This window comes from Candidatus Hydrogenedentota bacterium (assembly GCA_016791475.1).
Lineage (GTDB): Bacteria > Hydrogenedentota > Hydrogenedentia > Hydrogenedentales > JAEUWI01 > JAEUWI01.
In genome coordinates, this window is the sequence record JAEUWI010000018.1 from 85,672 (window position 1) to 106,657 (window position 20,986).

Annotated in this window: 16 protein-coding genes and 2 pseudogenes; 4 read left to right on the forward strand and 14 right to left on the reverse strand. The window is 59.8% G+C overall.

The window, feature by feature from the left end; all coding sequences use genetic code 11:
* Positions 1–13: 13 nt before the first annotated feature.
* Positions 14–1,192 (reverse strand): exo-alpha-sialidase, encoded by a 1,179-nt coding sequence (locus JNK74_11730; GenBank protein MBL7646849.1) that lies wholly within the window; start codon positions 1,190–1,192, stop codon positions 14–16.
* 505 nt (positions 1,193–1,697) lie between these two features.
* On the opposite strand from JNK74_11730, the gene JNK74_11735 reads away from it, so the two are divergent.
* Together JNK74_11735 and JNK74_11740 are read left to right on the forward strand one after the other, a co-directional pair.
* Positions 1,698–3,464 (forward strand): NADPH-dependent assimilatory sulfite reductase hemoprotein subunit, encoded by a 1,767-nt coding sequence (locus JNK74_11735; GenBank protein ID MBL7646850.1) that lies wholly within the window; start codon positions 1,698–1,700, stop codon positions 3,462–3,464.
* 464 nt (positions 3,465–3,928) lie between these two features.
* Positions 3,929–4,666: a phosphoadenylyl-sulfate reductase gene (locus tag JNK74_11740; protein ID MBL7646851.1), complete on the forward strand. Its 738-nt coding sequence runs from the start codon at positions 3,929–3,931 to the stop codon at positions 4,664–4,666.
* Positions 4,667–4,753: 87 nt separating this feature from the next.
* Here JNK74_11740 and JNK74_11745 read toward each other — a convergent pair whose 3' ends face one another.
* From JNK74_11745 to JNK74_11765, 5 genes and pseudogenes are all read right to left on the reverse strand, one after another.
* On the reverse strand, positions 4,754–7,168 hold the full coding sequence (locus JNK74_11745) for a tetratricopeptide repeat protein (GenBank protein MBL7646852.1): 2,415 nt from the start codon (positions 7,166–7,168) through the stop codon (positions 4,754–4,756).
* A 293-nt stretch (positions 7,169–7,461) separates the two neighbouring features.
* Positions 7,462–7,845, reverse strand: coding sequence for an ankyrin repeat domain-containing protein (locus JNK74_11750; protein MBL7646853.1), 384 nt, complete (start codon positions 7,843–7,845; stop codon positions 7,462–7,464).
* An 839-nt stretch (positions 7,846–8,684) separates the two neighbouring features.
* Positions 8,685–9,032, reverse strand: a pseudogene (locus JNK74_11755) (prepilin-type N-terminal cleavage/methylation domain-containing protein).
* Positions 9,033–9,226: 194 nt separating this feature from the next.
* Positions 9,227–9,574: pseudogene (locus JNK74_11760) on the reverse strand (group II intron reverse transcriptase/maturase).
* A gap of 375 nt (positions 9,575–9,949) precedes the next feature.
* A complete protein-coding gene (locus JNK74_11765) occupies positions 9,950–10,921 on the reverse strand; it encodes a DUF1559 domain-containing protein (protein MBL7646854.1) in 972 nt (323 codons plus the stop codon).
* Positions 10,922–11,369: 448 nt separating this feature from the next.
* Between JNK74_11765 and JNK74_11770 the strand changes: the two genes are divergently transcribed.
* Positions 11,370–11,846: a hypothetical protein gene (locus JNK74_11770; GenBank protein MBL7646855.1), complete on the forward strand. Its 477-nt coding sequence runs from the start codon at positions 11,370–11,372 to the stop codon at positions 11,844–11,846.
* Between the two features lie 89 nt (positions 11,847–11,935).
* Here the strand turns inward: JNK74_11770 and slyD are convergent, their stop codons facing one another.
* The 8 genes from slyD to JNK74_11810 all read right to left on the reverse strand — a co-directional run bounded on the left by slyD (position 11,936) and on the right by JNK74_11810 (position 20,206).
* Positions 11,936–12,451, reverse strand: coding sequence for a peptidylprolyl isomerase (gene slyD, locus JNK74_11775; GenBank protein ID MBL7646856.1), 516 nt, complete (start codon positions 12,449–12,451; stop codon positions 11,936–11,938).
* A 493-nt stretch (positions 12,452–12,944) separates the two neighbouring features.
* A complete protein-coding gene (locus tag JNK74_11780; protein MBL7646857.1) occupies positions 12,945–14,579 on the reverse strand; it encodes a hypothetical protein in 1,635 nt (544 codons plus the stop codon).
* Between the two features lie 196 nt (positions 14,580–14,775).
* On the reverse strand, positions 14,776–16,188 hold the full coding sequence (locus tag JNK74_11785; protein MBL7646858.1) for a hypothetical protein: 1,413 nt from the start codon (positions 16,186–16,188) through the stop codon (positions 14,776–14,778).
* A gap of 45 nt (positions 16,189–16,233) precedes the next feature.
* Positions 16,234–16,872, reverse strand: coding sequence for a TetR/AcrR family transcriptional regulator (locus JNK74_11790; GenBank protein MBL7646859.1), 639 nt, complete (start codon positions 16,870–16,872; stop codon positions 16,234–16,236).
* A 94-nt stretch (positions 16,873–16,966) separates the two neighbouring features.
* Positions 16,967–17,560 carry a pyridoxamine 5'-phosphate oxidase gene (pdxH, locus tag JNK74_11795; GenBank protein ID MBL7646860.1) on the reverse strand — a complete coding sequence of 198 codons (594 nt, stop codon included), beginning with the start codon at positions 17,558–17,560 and terminating at the stop codon, positions 16,967–16,969.
* 158 nt (positions 17,561–17,718) lie between these two features.
* On the reverse strand, positions 17,719–18,531 hold the full coding sequence (locus JNK74_11800) for a sugar phosphate isomerase/epimerase (protein ID MBL7646861.1): 813 nt from the start codon (positions 18,529–18,531) through the stop codon (positions 17,719–17,721).
* A 12-nt stretch (positions 18,532–18,543) separates the two neighbouring features.
* Positions 18,544–19,899 (reverse strand): diguanylate cyclase, encoded by a 1,356-nt coding sequence (locus JNK74_11805; GenBank protein ID MBL7646862.1) that lies wholly within the window; start codon positions 19,897–19,899, stop codon positions 18,544–18,546.
* A 79-nt stretch (positions 19,900–19,978) separates the two neighbouring features.
* Positions 19,979–20,206 (reverse strand): hypothetical protein, encoded by a 228-nt coding sequence (locus JNK74_11810; GenBank protein MBL7646863.1) that lies wholly within the window; start codon positions 20,204–20,206, stop codon positions 19,979–19,981.
* A gap of 199 nt (positions 20,207–20,405) precedes the next feature.
* On the opposite strand from JNK74_11810, the gene JNK74_11815 reads away from it, so the two are divergent.
* A complete protein-coding gene (locus JNK74_11815) occupies positions 20,406–20,789 on the forward strand; it encodes a helix-turn-helix domain-containing protein (protein ID MBL7646864.1) in 384 nt (127 codons plus the stop codon).
* The last annotated feature ends 197 nt before the right edge of the window (positions 20,790–20,986 follow it).

The window sequence follows — 20,986 nt, forward strand, 5'->3', positions numbered from 1 at the left end:
CGTCGCGAGTAACTTAAAATCCCAACTGTCGCTCGGTATCGCCGCTGGTAATTTCCTCGATCTTGTTCGGGTCCCAGATGGTCGCGCCGATGTAGCGTTCGGGTCCCGTCTCCGCTTCGTCGATGTAGTAGGTCGTCACCACCTTGCCATCGGGGCGCACGATGCTGCGCACATAGCCGATATCCCGGTCGGTGCCGTCGCTGCGCAGCAAGATGGTGGGTCCCCAGGTCTTGCCCTTGTCGTCGCTCAGTTTCGCGCGGATGCTGTACGGGTATGCCCGAAAGCCGTAAGTCAGGCAGAGGCGGCCGTCGGGCAGTTGATTCAGCATGGGCGGGTTGCCCTCGCCCAGGTAATCCACCGGGTTTGCTTCCTGCACCCATGTCTTCGCGCCGTCGGTGCTGCGCCACTGCTCCATCCAGCGAAAGGTTCCCTCGCGACAACGGAGCGTCGTCAGGAATTCATTTTCTGACAAGCGCAGCGTGGAGGGCATGATCGCAAAGCCCGCGGGCTCCGGGCCTATCCACGAGACGAAGTCCCACGTCACCCCGCCGTCCTGCGTCCGCGCCACCATGGGGCGCCCCTCCTTCTTGTTCGCCTTCGCCACCGTGATGAAGATGAACATGTCGTGCTTGCCGTTGATAATGTAGTCCGTCCGCGCCGCGGTGCCCACCGTGCCGAAATTCGGCAAAGCGAAGGGTCCCGTCCAGGTCTTACCGCGATCATAGGAATACTCATAGCGCGACAGGCCGCCGTGGTAGTCGTCCATGCGGAACGTCAGGGCGAAATCCGGGTTGGAAAAATCCATCGGCTCCGTCTGGTCAATGATCTCCGGCAGCGCCAGCCCCGGCGTCTCCGTGCCATGAAGCGCCTTTCCCCGAGGGATCAAGTGGCCCTGCTCAGCAGGATGCTCGTGCGTCCACGTCTTCCCGCCGTCCACACTCCGCGCCAGCCAGAACTCCTCCGGTTTCTCCCGGTCGATGTGGTGGGACGTCGGCCCGAGATCCTTATAGGTCCCGCGACTGTAGCCCACCAGGAGCTCGTTGTCCCAGTTCCACATCCCATAATTCGCCGGCCACCCCCCGAACATGCCTTTCTCGTAGTACACCTTCACATGCTCCGCGCCGACGGCTTGAAACATGGGCTCGCCCGGCAGACCGGCCAGGGCGGATATAGCGATTAATATGGACAGCATGGGGTTCTCTCTCTCCTTGACCGTAGTGCGCGGCGATATTGCCGCAGCGTGGTACCACTCTAAACACAGGAAACGCTACGGTTCAATAAACCCACCAAGCGAAAGCCGAACCCCCCAAGGCGTGCCACGCGCTCCGACAACGCCGGTTCGTGTGCCAGTCGAACTGAAAACTCGATACACCAAAGAGTGAACGAGCAAGCGGTTCGTCGAAGTCCCCGGATCGTTTGGTACGACTAGGCTGTTTGTTTGTGTTTATATTCAGATGACGTGCCAAGAGGTATACTCGCGCCCCGCACAAGTCTTTCTGTATAATACCCTTACGTTTAAAACCGCCCCATACTTGACTTAGTTGATAAAGTATGTAATAATTAAACCATGCCGTCTCGCTACGGATGTACCTCATCCACGCGGCCGGGTGCTTCACGACGTACGTGCGCATGCCCCGGAATCAGTAGATTGGCAACAGCACCGGGCCCGTTCCCGGCCACAAGGATTCACGAGCATCATGGTAAATTGGATTGAGAGCAACGGCGACCTGGAACAGCTTTCGGGCGTGGAAACCTTCAAGAATCGCTCGGGCGGCCTGTATGGGCCGGTGGGCGATGAACTGGCCCAGCCGACCGACCATTTCTCGGACGAGAGTGTTCAGATCCTCAAGTTTCACGGCTCTTACCAGCAGGACAACCGGGACACGCGCAAGGCGCGCCAGAAGGCGGGTCTGGACAAAGAGTATTCCATGATGCTCCGGACGAAGTTCCCCGGCGGCGACCTTACGGCGGAGCAGTTCCTTTTCTGCCTTGATATGGCGGCCAAGTATGGCCAGGACGATTTCCGCGTGACCTCGCGCCAGGACTTTCAGTTCCACGGCGTGATCAAGAAAAATTTCCGCCCGCTCATTTCCGATCTGAACAAGCTGGCGAAGATTACTTCCATCGGCGGTTGCGGCGACATTGTGCGCAACACGATGGCGAATCCCGTGGCCGATATTGATCTGCGGTACAAGGATTGCGGCGCGGACCTGGTCAAGATAGCCCACGACATCGCCACGGCGACGCTCCCGACCACGAAAGCCTATTACGACCTGTGGCTGAATGACGAGAAGGCCACGGTACACGAAGACGGCACGGTCTCCTTCGGCGAAGACCTGCGCGAAGAGACGGTGGACCCGCTCTACGGCACCCAGTATCTCCCCCGCAAGTTCAAGATCGGCGTGGCTATCGACTTTGACAACAGCACGGACGTGTACACGCAAGACGTGGGCATCGTCGGTGTAACGGAAAACGGCAAGATCGTCGGCTATGAAATTCTCGCGGGCGGCGGCCTCGGTTTCTCCCACGGGCGCAAGGACACCTACGCGCGCGCGGCCTCGCACCTGGCCTTCGTTCAAGAAGAAGATGTGCTGCCGATCACCCTCGCGATTGTGAAAGTCCAGCGCGACTACGGTGATCGCACGGACCGCAAGCTTGCGCGCCTGAAATACACCATCGACCGCCTGGGTCTGGAAGCCTTCAAGGCGAAGGTGGACGAGTATGCGGGCAAAGTCTTCGATGGACCACGCAATGTTAAGCCCACGGATCAGCCCGACTACCTCGGCTGGCACAAGCAAATCCAACCCGGCCTGAACTATGTGGGCGTGTGGGTGGAAAACGGCCGCGTGAAGGATTTCGAGGGCAGCCACCAGTTCAAGACCGGCCTCCGCGCCGTGGTGGATCGCTTCAAGATGAGCGTCCGCGTCACGGCCCACCACAACCTCGTTCTCGCCAATATCAAGGACGAAGACGTGGACGCGGTGCAGGCGATGCTGGACCAGTACAAGCTGCCCACGGACAAAGGCATCTCCACCATCCGCCGGCTGGAAATGGCCTGCCCGGCCCTCCCCCTCTGCGGCCTGGCCCAGTCGGAAGCCGAGCGTTACCTGCCCACGTTGATGGACGCCATCGAAGCGGGCGGCCACGGTGATTCGGATGTCATCATCCGCATGACGGGCTGCCCCAATGGCTGCGCGCGCTCGTCCAGCTCGGAAATCGGGTTGGTGGGCAAGGGCGTGGGCCGCTACACGCTGATGACGGGCGGCTGCTACAACGGCACCCGCCTCAATGAGCAGTTTATCGCCACCGTAAAGGAAGAAGATCTTGCGGGCATTATGTGCGGTCTGCTCAAGCTGTGGAAGACCCACCGCGCCGAGGGCGAGCGCTTCGGCGACTGGTCGAAAAAGGTCGGAGTTGAAAAGCTGCAGGAACTGCTCGACGCCGAGTTGGGCGCGCAGGTCTAAAGATAGTAGAAGTTTAATCCGACTTGAAGATTTTTTGCTGCGCCTGTCGTATTGACTGCCATGTGATGCGACGGATGAACGCGAGTTGGCTCACAAAAAATGCAGTGCTCTATTGAGCGTAAAAGTTGTAAATGCTTTTAGCCCCGGAGGGGCTGAGGAACTTAGCCCAGGGTGAAGCGAGGCACGAGCGAAACCCTGGGTAGACGCCCGTTGAAATTCGAATAAACCCGCGAAGCGGGTGACGGAAGACTTGGAAATTCAATCTCCGGTTTTCCGTCGCCCCCTTCGGGGCTGTTATCTATAGAACAATAATCCCAGGGTTCCGTTCGTACCTCACTCCACCCTGGGCTAAGTTCCGCGGCCCCTACGGGGCCAAGAGGCACGTTAGCAGCCGTGAAAACGTGTCGAAACTACACAAATCGCGCTCGCCCCTGATGAACTAGAAAGAAGCTGGAGGTCATTCCATGGCCGTTGCGGAAACAGAAGAATTGCTGCTTGATCGCTTGAATGCGATGGAGGCGGAAGAGATCCTCGCCTGGGCCCTGGAGACCCATGGGGATCGCGCCGCCATCATCACCAGCTTTCAGGACACGGGCTGCGTGATGATCGACCTGATGTCGAAGGTCGCGCCGGGCATGCGTGTGCTTACCGTGGACACGCTGCGGCTCCACCCGGAGACCTATGCCCACATGGACGCCATGGAAGCGCGCTACGGGAAAATCGAGCGATTCCAGCCGGACCCCGCGCGGCTCAGGAAGATGGTGAATCAGCACGGCGAGTACCTTTTCTTCGACAGCAAGGCGAAGCAGGAGTATTGCTGCAACATCCGCAAGACGGAGCCGAACCAACGCGCGCTGGACAGCGTGGATGTGTGGTTCACGGGGCTGCGCCGGGACCACTCCGAGTTCCGGGGTAAGACGCCGAAGGCCCAGTACGTGGATCGCGCGGGTCGGCCCCTGCTGAAGATCGCCCCGCTGGCGGATTGGGATCAGGCGCGGATCAATGCGTATCTGGAAGAGAACCAAGTGCCGAAAAACGCCCTCTACGAGCAGGGTTACACCAGCATCGGCTGCATGATCTGCTCCACCCCCACCCTGCCCCACGAGGACAAGCGCGCGGGTCGCTGGCGCTGGTTCAACGCGCTGCCCGACGGTGAAAACAACAAGGAATGCGGTATTCACATCGGCGGCAGCGGTATCTGACCGCCCGAAACACACCAACAACACGATGCCGGGCATCCCAATCGGGGTACCCGGCATTTTTTGTTGTGGTCGCTAAAGTATAGGCGCCTACTGAATTACCGTTCGCTGGATTCCGGTCGGCACGCTGCCCTGGCCCGCGCCCAACTTGTCACGGCGGGCCTTGATCTCTTCGGGAGTCGCGCCGCGCTTCTCCGCTTCGTCCAGTTGGCCCCGCGCACGGGCGAAATCCTCCGCCACGATATTCATGTCCGCCATCTGAAGCCAGGGCAGGGGGCTGTCCGGGTACGCCTTCTGGGCCGCCTCGAAATAGGCCACCGCGCGCTGGGGCTGCTTCACCTGGATAGCGACTTCCGCCAGCCTCAACTCCGGCATGGCGCCCGGCGTCCCCGAGAGTCCGTGGCGCAGGTAGAGTTCAGCCGCCTCCCAGGCGCCCGTCACGGCGCAACGCCCGGACAACTGCTCCCAGGCCGTGGCGTTGCCGGCGCGGCTGGCGCCCCATTCCGCAAGAAAGTTCTCGCTTCCTTTGATGCGCGCGCTGACCATACCCAGCGTCGCCCAGGCTGCATCGCTCGACGGGGCCTGCTCCATCACCACTTGCAGCAGATAGAAGGCGGACATCAGATGTCCCTCGGCCAGCAGCAGGTCGACGCGGGCCAGAAGCCCTTCGATGCCCGCCGGATTCTGGCTCACGGCCGTATCCACACGCTGGCGCATGGTCTGAACCTGTTCCGCCATCTTGGTAAACTGATCGAACGGCGCCTTCAGCGGAGACTCCGCATCATCGCCCATGGCCGCCTTTACGAGGGGCAGGCCGGTTTCAAATTCGCCGAAGCTGGCCGCCAGCATTCCATAGCGCGCTTGCGCATCCACCGGGAGCGCCCCCAGACGCGCGGCCCTGCGGAAAGCCCGCAGCGCCCCGATGAGGAGATCCCGCTCCCCCGAATTGCGACCCACCTGTTCGAGACTGTAGCCCAGGTAGAGCGCCAGCTCCTGATCCTCGGGCAGGCGCGTGCTGGCCGTCTCCAGGAGCGGGCGCGCTTCGTCAAACTTGCCGAGGTTCACGGCCATGATACCCAGATTCTTCTCCGCCTCCGGGTCGCCCGGAATACGCTCCAGAACGGTCTTCCAGGTATTCGAGGCCGCGGTGAAGAGCTTCTCCCGGACCTGAAGGTTGTCGAGGGGAGCGAGTTCGGCCGCCGCCGACTGGAAGCGTCCCAGGGCCTGGAGGGGTTCCACGGATTCCGGGTGGCGTTCCAGCTCCTCGCCCCATAGCACCTCGGGCTGCTTCCACGCTTCGGTGCGTTGAAAGGCGAGGAAACCCAGCGCCAGAATCAACACCGCGACAACGCCGCTGGCCACGCGAAACGCGGACGGCGCCTGGATACGCACCAGGATCCAGGGCAACAGAATGGCCAATCCCGCGAAGGGCAGGTAGAGGTAGCGTGTCGTCTCCACGACCTCGGCCGGCGCGTAGCAGGCCGCGCTGAAGAGCCCCAGCAGCGCGAGCGCGATTGCATGGACAACGGCCCATTGGCGTCCCAGAAGCCCGAAGCCCAGTGCGACAATCAGCAAGAGCAGTCCGGCAATCCCGGCGATGAGGCCCGGCGCGAGGGGCAGAACCGAACTGCGCAGTGGCCATAACGTGGAAAGCAGTAAATTGCCGCTCAAATCGAGGAAAGCGTCCAGTCGCGCGCCCATTCCGTGGCTGATGACCGCCGGAGCAAAAAGTCCACTGGCCTCGCCGACCACCCAAAGCGCTACCGTCGTCAACACCATCGCGGACGTTGACACACGAAGATACGCCTGACTTCCAGAACCCGGGGAGCGCATTTGCAGCAGGGCAATCCCGACAACCGGAAGGAGCAGCGCGGTGGTGTCACTGCCAAAGGCGAGCACAAACGCGACCACCGCCCCCGCGAGACTCGCCAGGCAGAAATTGGCCTGGGCCGCCCCGCGGAGCAGGAGATTAAGCGCGAGCAAACCAAAGAACGTGGACTGGAGCACCGGAAAAGCTACCAGGTAGTTCACTGTTCCGGTAAGCAACGGATGGGCGACGAAAAACATGCCCGCCACCATGGCCACCGCCTCCGGAGTACCCGCGGGCAGCATTCGGCGCGCAAGCAGAAAAACCAGAATCGCGCAGCACAGGTGCAGCAGGATACTGAGTCCGTGGAGACCATCCACATTCCCACCCGTCACCGCATAACCCATGGCGAGCCCAACCACCGAAAGAGGTGAAGTGGGCAACTGTTCCAAGGCGCCCGTGGACGTTACCACCCGGTGAAGGGACTGGGACTCGTGAAACAGCTCCAAGTCGTCGCCTTGAAAGGGAATGCTGAAACTCCCCAGGTAGACTATAAAGCCCAGGGCCGCGATCAGAAAAGCGCTGATCCATACCTGAGCCGTCTCCGTACCCGTGTCCCCCTTCAACACCCCAGTCGCCAGGCGCTTGTCCAGCGCGGCGTTGCCGGAGCTTTCTTCATCCTGTCCTGCGGACTCCATGAACGGGGATTCTAACTGTTTATCCAATGCGCTCTGCTCCATTCTGGTTACCAGACCTCATGCCGAGATTATAGGACAAAGGAGTGGCGCCATGGAAATACTCCGGCCACTCGAGGTTACCAGTCCTGCAAAAAGCAACTGCGCCTGCCCATGGTGGCAGGCGCACAAGTTGCTCCATCCTCTGAATCCGTGATGCTAAGTACATGCAGGGCGACCGGAGGCGACTAGTATACTCTCAGTCGGCCCCTTCTCGGAGGACGTCGGAAAGTGAACCGTCCACTAACCCGTCGTCATCACTCCGTGGCGCCAAGCTGGAGCAGAAGGTCCACGGCTTCCTGCTTGCCTGCATCCTTTGCATAGGCCAGGGGCTTCTTGCCGTGGCTGTCCGCATAATTCACGTCAGCCCCGGCCTGTACCATGAGCGTTATTACATCCACATTCCCGCCCTTTGCCGCGGCGCATAACGGTGTCAACCCTTCATGGCTGGGAACAATTGGATCCCATGAGTAGTCCGAGACATAGAACTGAATGGCCTCCACGTCGCCCGCCTCTGCCGCCTGGAATACATCGTAGGCGGGTTGGAACAGCGGGTCATCCTTAATCTCCGAACCGCAACCCGGCATCATGAACGCCGCAGCAAGACAAACCACCCAGCACAACCCAGAACGTCGTATCATTCTCCACCTTTCCTGTCCAGTCATTCAGGGGCCGTCCCCTTCAATGGCACAAATGCAACGTGTGCGCTTGTGGTTGGCACAAGCGCACACGACGAATCTTCTACCCGCCGCAGCCACCCGGTGACTGCGGCAGGCGTGGAGTGCTATCAGGTGGCGCGGCCGACAACTGCCGTGCGCGGATCGCCAAGCTCGCCCAGCGGAGCCGGGTACTTGACGAATTCTACGTGGCCGTCCATGTGAAGGAGGTTGATGCCGCCGGGAATGTGGGCGAAGCCATTCTTGCTGCGACCACTGACACCGAGACGGTCCCACATCACCGGAACATCGGTCTGGGCGCGGGCGCTCGCACCGGCATTGTTGATGTCCGTGATCAGGAAACGTTCCACACCTTCGCGAAGCACGAGAATGGTGTTGCTGTTCACGCCCGTGCTGCCCTGCGCGATGGACTTGGTCACACCCCAGGGGGTATATTCCGTCGCCTCGCGGGAATCAAAATTGGCCTGCAACTGCGCCTGCGTCGCCCCGGTAATGCTTTGTGAACCAAAGGACTTCCCGGAACCGAAAACGATATCGCCGTCCGAAAGCGCGAGCCAGAGGCCCTTTGTATCGGGCGTCACCGTGCCGGATCCGCCATTGACCTTCGACCTCCAGTCGGCCCAAACCCAGCGCATCGTATCAAGCACATGGGAGTTGGTCGCCATGTAGTTGATGTAGATGTAGTTGCGGTCGTCAAAAAGGGAGGCGTTCAACCCCGCACCCTGTGTGCCGTCCTGAGGGGAGCGGCACCAGCTACCCAACGGGCACAGGAAGCGCTCGGGCTGCTGGTCAGAGTCGGTACCGGACGGGCAGAAATAGATATTCAAGTCCGTAACATATTCCGGATAAACCAAGGTACCGTTCGGTGCGGTCAACATTTTGTGTGGTCCGCAGGCATTACCGACGCCCAGGCCCACATTCTGGCAAGGCAGACGCTCTGGACCGGTCGCCATGCGCGGAAACTTTTCACCCTTCGACTCATTGGAGTACATCTTGTAGACGAGACCCCACTGCTTCAGATTGTTCTGGCAGCTTGCGCGGCGCGCGGCTTCCCGGGCGCGTGCAAGTGCCGGCAGCAGAATCGCCGCCAGGATTCCGATGATGGCGATAACCACCAATAATTCAATAAGTGTAAAGCCCTTCTTTCTCATGCGTTCTCTCCTTGTTAGGATTGCGATTTCAGTCGTTTCACTGCAATAAATCACCGACACATAAGACCAAATCTTAAAGTTCGACCTGCACGGGCTTCTCACGCACTGCCTTAAGATTCGCTCCGAAACCCTAGCACTGTTAGATCCGGACTTATCTCCCTTGATTTCCAAACTAGCATGCCGTGCCTGTTTCGTCAAGACTTTTTTGATAAACCGGCCATCAATGGACCATTCGACGGAGGCCGACCCGGCCGAGGAGACCGTTGCCCCACCCTCTCAATACGGCGCACCCACCGGAAACTATTGCGAGGCAACGACTTTCGTAAACATGGAATACACAGAATACGAGTTCTGCCCTTCCGCGTTACAGGCGGCATCCGGATGTCGTGGTTCACCCGGTCAAAGAACTGCTCCAAGTTCATGTCCACGACCCAACAGCGCCCCGAAGCAACATGAGCGCGTGCAGCGCGCAGCCTGTCATGGGCGCTCCGGCCCGGTTGGAATCCATAGCTCGACTCGGAATAGTCCCGGTCAAAGAGCGGCTCATTGGGGAACCGACAGGAGAAGGCAGGTCGGCAGACCGCCCTGGGCCACCTTCACGATTATGACCGCCGCGTGTACGCCCACACTTTCCGTGCTGCTGCCGGACTTTGGGTATATTGGTCTTCTCATCCGGCGTGGAAGGCTCCTGCGCGATTTTTGTTCGTCGGGCCAGCGCTTGCCCCCGGCTTCCTTCAGATTCCACCTGGCCATGGACTCCCTTGCCGCCCGGCTGACAGTCCCCACTGCCGGGTCCGTAGAGGACTTGCAACTCCAGGTGATTGTGCCCCGCCGGGTAAACACAAAGAACCGCGCCTGCCGGGGAGGCAGGCGCGGCTCATTCAACAGGACCTTACATACTCCGTGTGATACTCAACTCAGGTCGCACGCCCCACGAAGGCGCTCAACTTGTCGACCGGATACTGTTCCGCCGGGTACTTCTTGAACTCGACATGGCCGTCCATGAAGAGAACATTGCAGCCTCCGGGAATGTGGGCGAAGCCGCGAAGCGACGATCCGCTCGTGCCAATACGATCCCACATGTAGGCTACCGTGCTCTGCGCCTTGGCCGACGCACCGGCATTGTTGATGTCGGTGATCAGGAAGCGTTCAACACCTTCACGCAAACGCTGAATGGAGGTGCCGGTTACGCCGCCGTTACCGTGCGCCACGGGAACGGGAAGTCCAATGCTCGTAAAGGAGGCGGCAACTGACGCGAAGTATGCGTTCAACCCGCCAATCTGGGTGCCGCTGAGCGTGATATCCGCATCGGCCAGTGCGGGAGTTGCACCGAGCGGCGTGTCACCAAAGCTGTTGTTTCGCCAGGCGCTCCACAGGGTGCTGGTCGTTATGAAGACCTCGCTGCTGTCGTTCAGCCACGCATTGTAGATGTACGTGCGATCATCGAACCAGGTCGGATTCAGATAGTAACCGCCGTTCGCCGGAAGGGAATATACCCCGCCAGCCTGGGTTCCACTGCACCAGAATCCTCCTGGACACTTGATGAAGTCATCCGCGCGGTTATCGGGCTGCGAAGGACAGAAGTACACATTCATATCGGTAAGATATTCCGGATAAATCTGAATGCCGCTCGGTGCGGAAAGAACCTTATTCGGACCCGGATTCGGATTGCGGTCTACGCCAAGCGCGTTCCGCGGGAACTTCTCCCCCTTGGATTCGCCTGCGTACATCTTGAACACCAAACCCCACTGTTTCAGATTATTCTGGCAACTTGCACGGCGGGCGGCTTCCCGCGCGCGAGACAGAGCCGGAAGCAGGATTGCCGCAAGTATGCCAATGATGGCAATTACAACCAGCAACTCAATCAACGTAAAGCCTTTTTTCCTCATTGCTTTTCTCTCCTTTAAATATTCCCGAAAATTTGACTATCAACACGACGGATTAACATTCACCTTGCTGAAGCTCGACCTTTTAGGACCCTTCCACTGCTCAATCGGTGGCGCTGCTCCTGCTCCACGTTAGGATGACTTGTTGCTCCAACGGCAGTCTAACACCAACGTCATGAATCGTCAACGACAATATTTCGGTCGCGAATGCACGGATTCGAGCTGAATCCCGGTCGATTCTTGCGCCCTATTCCAGCATTTACCTGCCTTGATTCCAAGCGCGCCACCGATGGCGGCTTTCTCAGGGGAGGAGGCTCTCATTCTGGCGCGTGGCGATGAATAATCGAGATTGCAATGGCTGCCAGTCTGCGGCTAGGATTGGGGGGTGGACCCTGAACTGGCTACTTCAGATGGTCAGTCACCTACCGGGAATGGACGGAGAGACCAGTAAATGAACGCACTGAAAACATTTTTGACCTGCCTGACGGTTTCAATACATCTGGCTGGCTGCGGGGGAATTGAAGGTGTTTCACAGAGCAAGGCTCTGGCCCTGTTAGACGACTTTGGCCGTGCGGTCGTCGCGCAGGACTGGGAAGGACTCGCGGCACTGCACGCATCGACGAGTGGTGTGACTGCAGAGGCCTTGGCTGCGGAGTTCGGCGGCTACTCGAATATGATCGGCAGCATCACGGACGTGACCAGTACTGGGATTGACGAGATTGAGGGGGCCGCTAAGTCTGAATTGGTTTCATCTCTGGGATTAGCCAGTTCTGCGGATTCTATTCGGTGCATCGGGCGCGTTATTGTAGGTAACGGTCCGGAATCGAAGTCTCCAGCCTTTGAGGGCGTTAGGGTAGAAGTGATTATTGGCGAGGAAAACGGTCGCTACGTTGTCTTAACCATCTCCAGCGCCTCCGTGATCGACTAGTCTGGCAGTATCGGGACGTATTCCAGCAAGGAGAGCCCGGACCCATCAGTCCAGGCTCTCCAGAAATCCTTTTGTCGACGCGCTTCGGATCAGTGCCCGTGTCCGCAGCCGCAGCCGTGGTCATGGCAATGATCGTCGTCGTCGCCATGGATGTGGCCGTGGGCCAACTCCTCGGCCGTGGCCTCGCGGATGCTGTCGATGGTGACGGAAAAGTGGAGGCGCTCTCCGGCCAGCTCGTGGTTTCCGTCCACCGTGATCACGTCGTCGGAAATTTCCATGACCGTGATGGGGACGATACCGTCTTCCGTGTCGGCGTGGAACTGCATGCCCACCTCCAGGGTGTCGATGCCCTCAAAGGCGCTGCGGGGCACTTCCTGAACAAGCTCGTCATCGTACTCGCCGTAACCGTCCGCCGGCTCGACCACCACCACCTTGGAGTCGCCCACCTTCAGCCCCGCAAGGGCGCTTTCCAGGCCGTGAATGATGTTGCCATGGCCCTGGATGAAGACGAGCGGTGTACCGCCCTCGGAGGAGTCGATGACCTCGCCATCGTCGTTCTTCAGGGTGTAGTGCATGCCCACGACGGCGTTGTGTTGGATTTCCATGGTGACTCCTCTCAGGGTTTGGCAATCGGGTGGGTGAAAAAGTATCCAAGTATAGCACGGGGAGCGGGATGACTGTGAATTGTTGCGCGGAGAGATGCGGCAGTCTGGGGTCTATGGTCTCCGAGTTTTCATTTCGACCTATAGTCCGATTCATCAGACTTCAGACTCTAGACTCGCGATTTAGACCCGCGTTTGTCACGCAATAGATGAGCGGGTAACGGTCAGAGAATCGATTGTTCGGCGCTTTTCGCATCGTCTGCCTTCTCCAGGTCCTCAATGTTGTGTCACAGGGCCGATGGTGTCGTTTCGGACGGATTGGACTGATCCGACTGATCTGACTGATCTGACTGATCTGACTGATCTGATCGGTCTGATCGGTCTGATCGGTCTGATCGGTCTGATCGGTCTGATCGGTCTGATCCGTCTGATCCGTCTGATCCGTCTGATCCGTCTGATCCGTCTGATCCGTCTGATCCGTCCGATTGGTCGCCCATCACTTTGCCGCCAGCGCCGCAATCTCGCCCGCGTCCAGCGCTCTGGCGTGGACCATCAAGTCCTTCATACGGCCATTGAAATAGTCGTGCTGGCCGAGGCCAATCTTGAGCGACGCTTCGTTGTCGATGTTCAGGTTTGCGTGGGACGCCTCGTTGACGTGCTTGCCGTTGACGTACAGGTTCAGCATGCCGCCCTTGCGCTGCGCCGCGAGGTGCACCCAGCCCGAGGGCAGCTCGTAGTCGCGGCTAATGCAGCGGCCCGTTTCGTAGCTCAGCACGCGCCCGGAAGGGAGCACGCCGCAAAACAGCTTGCCCTGAAACACGGCCATGCTCCAGGCCCGGCGATACTGCACGTCGGGCGTCAGGTCCAGGCGGCCCGTATCGGTCCAGGTGGTCCCGCCGTCATAGCGGTAGACGTTGGCCAGGGGCAGGGTACCGGCGTAGAGCTTGCCGTTGTACACCGCCATGCCCATGCTTTCCTTCTCCACGCCCAGCGCGCCCGTGTCGCGCCATTGGCCCGGGGCCTCCAGCACGAAGACATTGCCGATGGGCCAAGTCCCCACGAAGAGCTCCCCCTGATGCTGCATGAAGGAGTAGGTCTGGGTCGTTTCCCGTGGCGTGCCGCAGTCGGTCCAGCCGGGATTGTCGTAGCGATAGACACCAGAGTAGCCCAGATCGAAGCCCGTGCCGTAAAGGTGGCCATTGTGAACGCCGAGGGCCTCTACTCGGCCGCCGGGATTGCCCAGATCGGTCCAGGTGGTGCCGCCGTCGTAGCGGAAGAGGCCCGCCGGGGCATAGAGCGAGGAAGCGTAAAGTTCGCCTTTGAACGAAGCCAGCCCATAGATGGCCTCGATCTCGCCAAGCCGGCCGCAGTCCTCCCATTCCTTCCCCCCTTTGTAGCGATAGACGCGCCCACCGGGCACTTCATTGCCCGAGTCGCCCAGGGCGGAGCCACCGGAGCGGTAATGGGACGCGGCGGCGTAGAGCTGGCCTTTATGAACGGCCAGCGCCGAAATCGCGTTGCTGTTGAAGGGCGCACCGCAGTCTTCCCACTCGGCGCCACCGGCGTAGCGGTACACATGGCCCGTCTCGTCCTTGGCGAACTCAAAGGTGCCCGCATAGAGATTGCCCTCGAACACGCAAAGAGACATGGGATAAACGGCATTGCCCGGCTTGCCCGCGTCTTTCCACCCTTCCGATTCCGCGCCGTTGTCCAGGCCGAAAAACAAGTTGCGATAGTTCGACTGGGCGTTAACGACGCCGTGGTAATTCATAATGCCGAAGTTGAGTCCCTTGCGCGAGGCCGGGTCGTACTTGGTGACCAGATCGCCCAGGGTGTCATCAAGAACCGCTTCGGTGTGGATCCAGGCGCTTATCGTGAAATCGCCCTCCCCCAGATTCAGTCCATCCGCGTGGGGCACTTCGATGTACGACGTGCGGCCGTCGAACTGCGCCCCTTCTTTGGCGTCGAATGTGACGCCGCGCACCGCGCCGTCGTGACCATTGCCGGATGCGTCTCTTCCATCCACCGTGAGCGGCCAGTGGGCGATGGGCCCCTGCGCCTGGTCCTGGGCAAGTGCCGGGCAGGCCATGAGGCCCAGCGCAACAAGGCATTGAATGGGGGTGCGAAGCACGGGGAATCTCCTTCTTGTGGTTCCTTCCCGTCGAGCAACGCGATCGGGAATTTCGTCATGGTTGTCTTGCAAGTCCCCGCACCTCCCTCGATGGATACGCAGGGCAGGGAATATCACGAAATCTGCGCGGTCGGTTCGCAGGCGCCGCGCTCAACCAAATTGGATTGTAGCCGAGTCGCTTTATGCGAATACAACCTCAGGCCCTCGGCGCGAAGCGCGCCACGACCAGCCCGAAGCTGCCCAGCACGAAGAGCGAAATCCCAATCGTCTGGCTCCACCCGCCGGGACGCCGCACCACCGTCAAGGCCACCCCCTGGGGGGCGAAGGGATTCTCTGCCGACAGGGCAAGGACCCATGCGCCGACGCGGACTTCCCTGGTCCCTTCGAGGGCGAAGGTCTGGATCTCCGTCCCCCGTGCATCAATCGCGGCCAGATGATAGCGCGCTTCGGGCGGGACCGGTTCCATCTGATAACGGAGGCGGAAGTCACCCAGGGTCTCGCCCGAGCCTTCGCGTAATGCGATGGCGCCCTCACCCTGGCGCACACGGGCCGCGCGCACCGTATCACCCGGCACGGCGATGGCCTGGGCCATGACCTGCTTCAACACCACGGGAGCCTCAGTCGCCCCATCCCCCGTCATCTCAAATTCCCGGATGGCCCCGCCCCGCTGAAGGAGGCGACCAATGGCCCGGTTCTCACGCCAGGCGTGGAGGTAAAAGACGCGGCCCGTGGCCGCCGGATCTTCGTAGATGAACTGGTCCTCGGGCGTGGCGGCGTTCGCCAGCAACGGCCTGCGTTCGCGGCCGACACTGCGCTGAATCTCCAGTAAAATCCGCCCTTCCTCACGATTAACCTCACCGACGGTAACCTGCGTGCCGTCGCGCAATACAAGACCCGAGCCGGGAACCACGTTCTCAAACCACTGAATCGCCTTGTCCTCCCGGACGCCCCAGCGCACGCCGCGCACCTGGTCGAGGGAGGAGACGAAGGCTTGTCGCGCCTCCTGCTCGCTCCCGTGCCAGAGAAAGCAGAGGGCGAGATCGGGCCGGACGATGCTGATGCCGCCGGATTCGAGAAACACCAGGGGGCGTGACGCGCCGGTATCGGAATCGCCCGCCAACTCAACAGTCGCCATGGGCGCGCCCCGGGGATCGCGCATGAGTCCTTCCCAGGGCCCCACATCCAGAATTTCCAGCAGCTCACCTTCCAGTTCGACTCGCTGGCCGGGCACGATCACTTCCCGGCGGGGCTCCCCCGTACCCTCGATAAAAAGTATATCCTTCGGGGGATATTCCCGGACGATTTCTACGCGATCAAGCCGCAGTGAAAAGGGTAGAACGAGGCCGTCGTATCGTTGCTCGGCCCGCAAGGCCCGGGCGCTTCGCGGATTGTCGAAGAGCAATAGATCCGGCGCCACGGCCCGCTGGGCAACACCTGGACGAAAGGCGCCGCCGGCCGGACTGAAGGCCAGGCTCTCCGCCGCTCCGGGCAGTAGAAAGACGGAGCCGCTGAATCGCTGGACGTAGTGAAACACGCCGCCCGCAATGATAAAGAGCGCGCCCAGGTACAGCGTTGATAGAAGGAGCCGCTTTTTTCCTTTGGAAGCCATGGGACGGATTATGGCAGTGTCACAGGCGCGATGACAATTGCCCCCTCAGGTGGCGTAGGGACTGACCAGACTCACCTCGGGTTTGTCCCGGTACTTTGCGCCATATACAAAAAAGTCCACGAGGGAGGCCGCGAGCTCCGGGGAGAGGTGGGTGTCGAGCCGGTTGGACTTCGCCATCATGTGGAAGTCCATGATCCCCAGGAAAACCAGTGTCAGGCTCTGGCTGCTGCCGCCGGAAAGCTCCTTGTTCTTGAGGCCGTCGCGTATTACATACTCCACCACTTTGAAGCGCTGGCGGATCAGCTTGTCCCGATCCAGGGGCGGACCCTGCAGGGGGGGCGCAAAGAGCACCTGAAGGATCAGCCGCACCGCCTGTACATTTTCTTCGGCCAGAGCAAACGCCGCGCTGATGATGCCTTTGAGTCGGGGCACGCAGTGACCCTCCCCCTGGCTGCCCTGATCGATGCGCTGGATCAAATCGCTGAAGGTGGTCTCGAAAAGGCGGCGGAACAGATCTTCCTTGTTCTCGAAGTAGTAATACAGCACGGGCCGGGTGACCCCCGCGCCTTCGATGATTTCGCGAATACTGGTACCCTCGTACCCCTTTTCGCTGAACAGGGTGAGTGCGCTGCGAAGAAGTTTGGTCTCCGCCTCGTTTACTTGTTGTGCTTCGCCGACCGCCATGGAACCCTCCGCAAGCTACCTACCGTTCGTTACTGAATATGTGCGTATTCCGACGGTCGCACAACGCCTTCACGCCGCGATACCAGCCGGTTGGTCAGGGGTACAGGCGATCATGATGCCACGCACCCTCCACAAGAGTATAGCGCAGTCGGTCGTGAAGCCGGTAGGGTTGTTTCAGCCAGAATTCGATGTGGCTCGGCACCACGCGGAATCCCGACCAGAAGGGCGGGCGGGGCACCTTGCCGATGGCATACTTGGCGCTGTATTTGGCGATGCGCCGCTCAAACTCCAGGCGCTCGGTATAGGGCTGGGACTGCTTGGACGCCCAGGCGCCGATCTGGCTCTGTTTTGGTCGGCTGGCAAAGTATTCATCCGCCTCCGCCTCGGTGACGGGCTCCACCCGACCGCGCACGCGCACCTGTTTGTCCAGCGGCATCCAGTGAAAGTTCAACGCGGCCTTGGGAATCTCCTCCAGCTCTCGGGACTTCGCACTGGTGAGGTTGGTGAAGAAGACAAAGCCCCGGTCGGAGAAGTCTTTCAGCAGCACCACGCGGGAATCGGGCAACAGGTCGCGATCCACCGTGGAGAGGATCATGGCGTCGGGCTCGGTGATGGCGGCGCATTGCTTCGCCTCGTCAAACCAGGCGGCGAATAACGTATAGGGATTGGGTTCTTTGGGGATGGACATGAGAATCCTTGTTGTGGAAGCTTAATTCCGGGTCGCGCGACGATCACGGGCTCGTTCAAATGGTTCCGTTTGATGCACGAGGCGGAATCAAGAAGGGCTTCAGGAGCGCAACGGTTTCATCGTGACGACGCAACACTTGCGGCGCTGGTCCGTTTGCCTCAAACAAATTGCTTCATGTATTCGAGGCTCTTGCGTGCGATGGTCTCGGGGCCGGGATCGAAGTTGAATACTTCCACCGAAACGTACCCGCCGAAGTTTACGTCTTTCAAGGCCTGGAAGATGGGCGCAAAATCGACTTCGCCAAAGCCTGGACCATGGAGGTTCTCGTCGTTGGCGTGATAGTGCTTCATATGGTTCGCGTGGCGGCGGATGAGCGTTGCCCGGTCGTCCTTTTCAAAGGTCATGGCCTTCGTATCCAGGATCAATTGAAAATTGGGATGGCCGACCGCATCAATCAGCGTCACCGCCTCCGCCGCGCTCTGGAGAAAATTGGTCTCCATGTGGGTCAGCGGCTCGATGCAGATGGTCACATCGCGGGCTTCGCAGACCGGCATGGCCGCTTCGAATACCGAGCGGGCATAACCGAAGGCTTCGTCGTAGGTCACGCCTTCCTCAACGTTGCGCTGTTTGGGCGAACCGAAGATGATCACCTTGCCGCCGATGTCGCCGCAGAAATTGACCAGCGCCTTGAGGTAATCCGTGGTGAAGGCCCGCACGGCGGGATCGGGGTGGGTGAGGTGAACACCCTGAGGGCCCACGAAAACCCAATGGATTCCCAGAATATCCAGATCCGCCTCGGCGGCGCGCTTCACGATTTCCCCGCGTGTGGCCGTCGATATGTCCGTAACATATTCTGAAAAGGTAAAGGGAGCGATTTCCAGGCCATCATAACCCGTCTCTTTGACGAAATTAATGGTGCGGCCTATATCGTTCCAGTCTTTGAAAATTTCGCTGCAGATTCCGAACTTCACGTGAACTACTTTCTAATTGTCCGCCGCGACCGCTTCGCTGTCGGGCGCTTCTTCCGGTCGGTAGACGTATACCTGGTTGCCGCCCGACCGCTTCGCATCGTACATCATGGCATCCGCAAATCGGATGAAGGAGCGCAGGGTACTGCCGGGGCGGTACTCCATCAGGCCCACGCTCAGGGTCAGGCGATCAAAACGACGCGCCTCGAAAGAGGAACGGATACGTTCGGCGATCACATGGGCCTGTTTCTCGTCGGCTTCCGGCAGGATGACGGTAAACTCGTCGCCGCCATAGCGGAAACCAATATCCACGTGCTCGCGCGTGCACTCCATGACCACTTCACCCGCGGCCCGGAGCACGCGATCGCCCTCCAGATGGCCGTGGCCGTCGTTGTAGGGCTTGAACTTGTCCACATCGAAGAGCAAGAGCGACAGGGGGTGGCCCTGGCGGGTTGCGCGCTCTATTTCCGCGTCCAATCGATCATAAAAATAGCGCTGATTGTACAGGCAGGTCAGGCTGTCCTTGATGGACATTTCCTTCAGCTCGTTTTCCAGCCGTTTCTGCTGGGTAATGTCCTTGCAGATCGCCAGCGTGGATATGGTCGCGCCGTCCGGATCGTGAACTTGAGACAGCGACATATTAATCGGAATCAGGGAACCGCCCTTATGGGTGATCTCCGTCTCATAGTTCTGCAGGGGCTTGTCGTGGCCGAGCATGCGGAAGATATAAATAAGTTCATCCTGCCCGCCATTGAGCAACTGCTGGAGCGTCATTCCCAGCAGGGTCTCGCGGTCGTAGCCGAACATGTGCACCGCGCCCTGATTCGCGAAAGAAACACGGTAATCGGGGCCCACCGTGACAATGGCGTCCACGGTACTGTTGAAAAGACTTTCGAGGTACTCCTTGGTGGCCAGAAGCTCGCGATTCGTCCGCTCCAGATCCACCGTGGCCTCTTTCACCCGGGACTCGAGCTCGCGCTTGTAGTTCCGATTCTCAATCAGCAGACGGCGGCGATCAAGCGCCTTTTCCACGGCCAGCGAAATCTCAGAGAGATTGAAGGGCTTCAGGAGGTAGTCGTCCGCCCCCGCGCGCATGGCCTCAATCGCGTTGGTGACCTCGAGCAAGGCCGTCACCACGATGACGGCCATTTCCTCATCCGTACGCTTGGCTTGAATGACCACATCGATGCCGTGCAACTCGGGCATTTTCAGATCGGTGATCAACAGATCGAAGCGACGCGCTTTTACCGTTTCGAGTGCCGCCACCGCCGAGGTGAAGAGTTCACACTCATACCCCTCCTCGGTCAGATGCTGCCCCAGGAGCTCAAGAATGCTCGACTCGTCGTCGAGCACCAGAATACGCTGTTTCACGTGTTCGTGCTCCCGTTATTCGTGTGCCTGTTGACCGTTAACCGGGACCCATTCCGCCCGGGAATGTTGGCAGGCATGGTCAGGCATACTTCAGAACGGCGATCATCACGAAAATGGACCCGACCCCCAGACTCATTTCGAGTTTGCTGGGTAGCTTGTCCTTGTCGAACTCCTTGTTGCCCAACTCCCCATCCTTCTTCATCGCCATCTCCTGGCCCTGAGCGTGGACCTCCTCGGTGCACAGTCCCACCCCAAGGCAAGACCCCAGACACAACAACCCCGCAATCGCCAAATATTTCTTAGCCATAGTAGTTGGTCTCCTTGTTGAAGCTTCGCCTGCATTGTAAACAGTTGCGAATAAAAGTGCAATCTATTTGACGCGCCATTCTCCTTCCCGGGCCCCGAAAGGGGGCTCAACTTATTTGTTGTCTGTATTTGCCTGTTTTTGTATAATCACCCCACATGCTTTACACCGATTCGCTTAGCTTCACATAGGGCCCTCCTACATGGAAAAAATTCTCACTGTCAACGACGTTGCCAACGTGCTTCAGGTCAAGGCCATTACCGTCCGGGAAATGTTTCGCGAAAAGCGACTTCGCGGTTTCAAGGTTGGCAAGTCCTGGCGCACAACGGAGGTCATGTTGCAGGAGGATATCAACGCCCTCGCGCGCGGGGAAGCCCCCGCCGAACTTCCCGCCCCCGCTGAAGCACCCGAACGCCCGGCCTCAGCTCCCGTAAAGGTCACCAATACGACCGAAAAACCCGCACCGAAGCCCGCACCCGCCGCGCCAGAGGCTACACCGGCCCCGCGGACTCCCCGCAAGCCTCCCTCAAGCCCGGCAAAAGAGGGCGAAGACTCGGGCGAAGACACCCAGCAGTTGCTCTTTTAACCGACCGGCTCCGGGCTGGAGCCGATCCAGCCTTCGGTCCCAGCCGTTTGCACGTGGGACGGCCCGCTCCCGGTCCGCAGCGGCGGCACGCTACCTTGTCGGGCCACGCCATCTTTTTTCTCGCTCCCGATTGAGAATTGACAAAACTGCGCAAAGCATCTACTATGATGCCCGGTCAACAACGATTCCATCAGGGG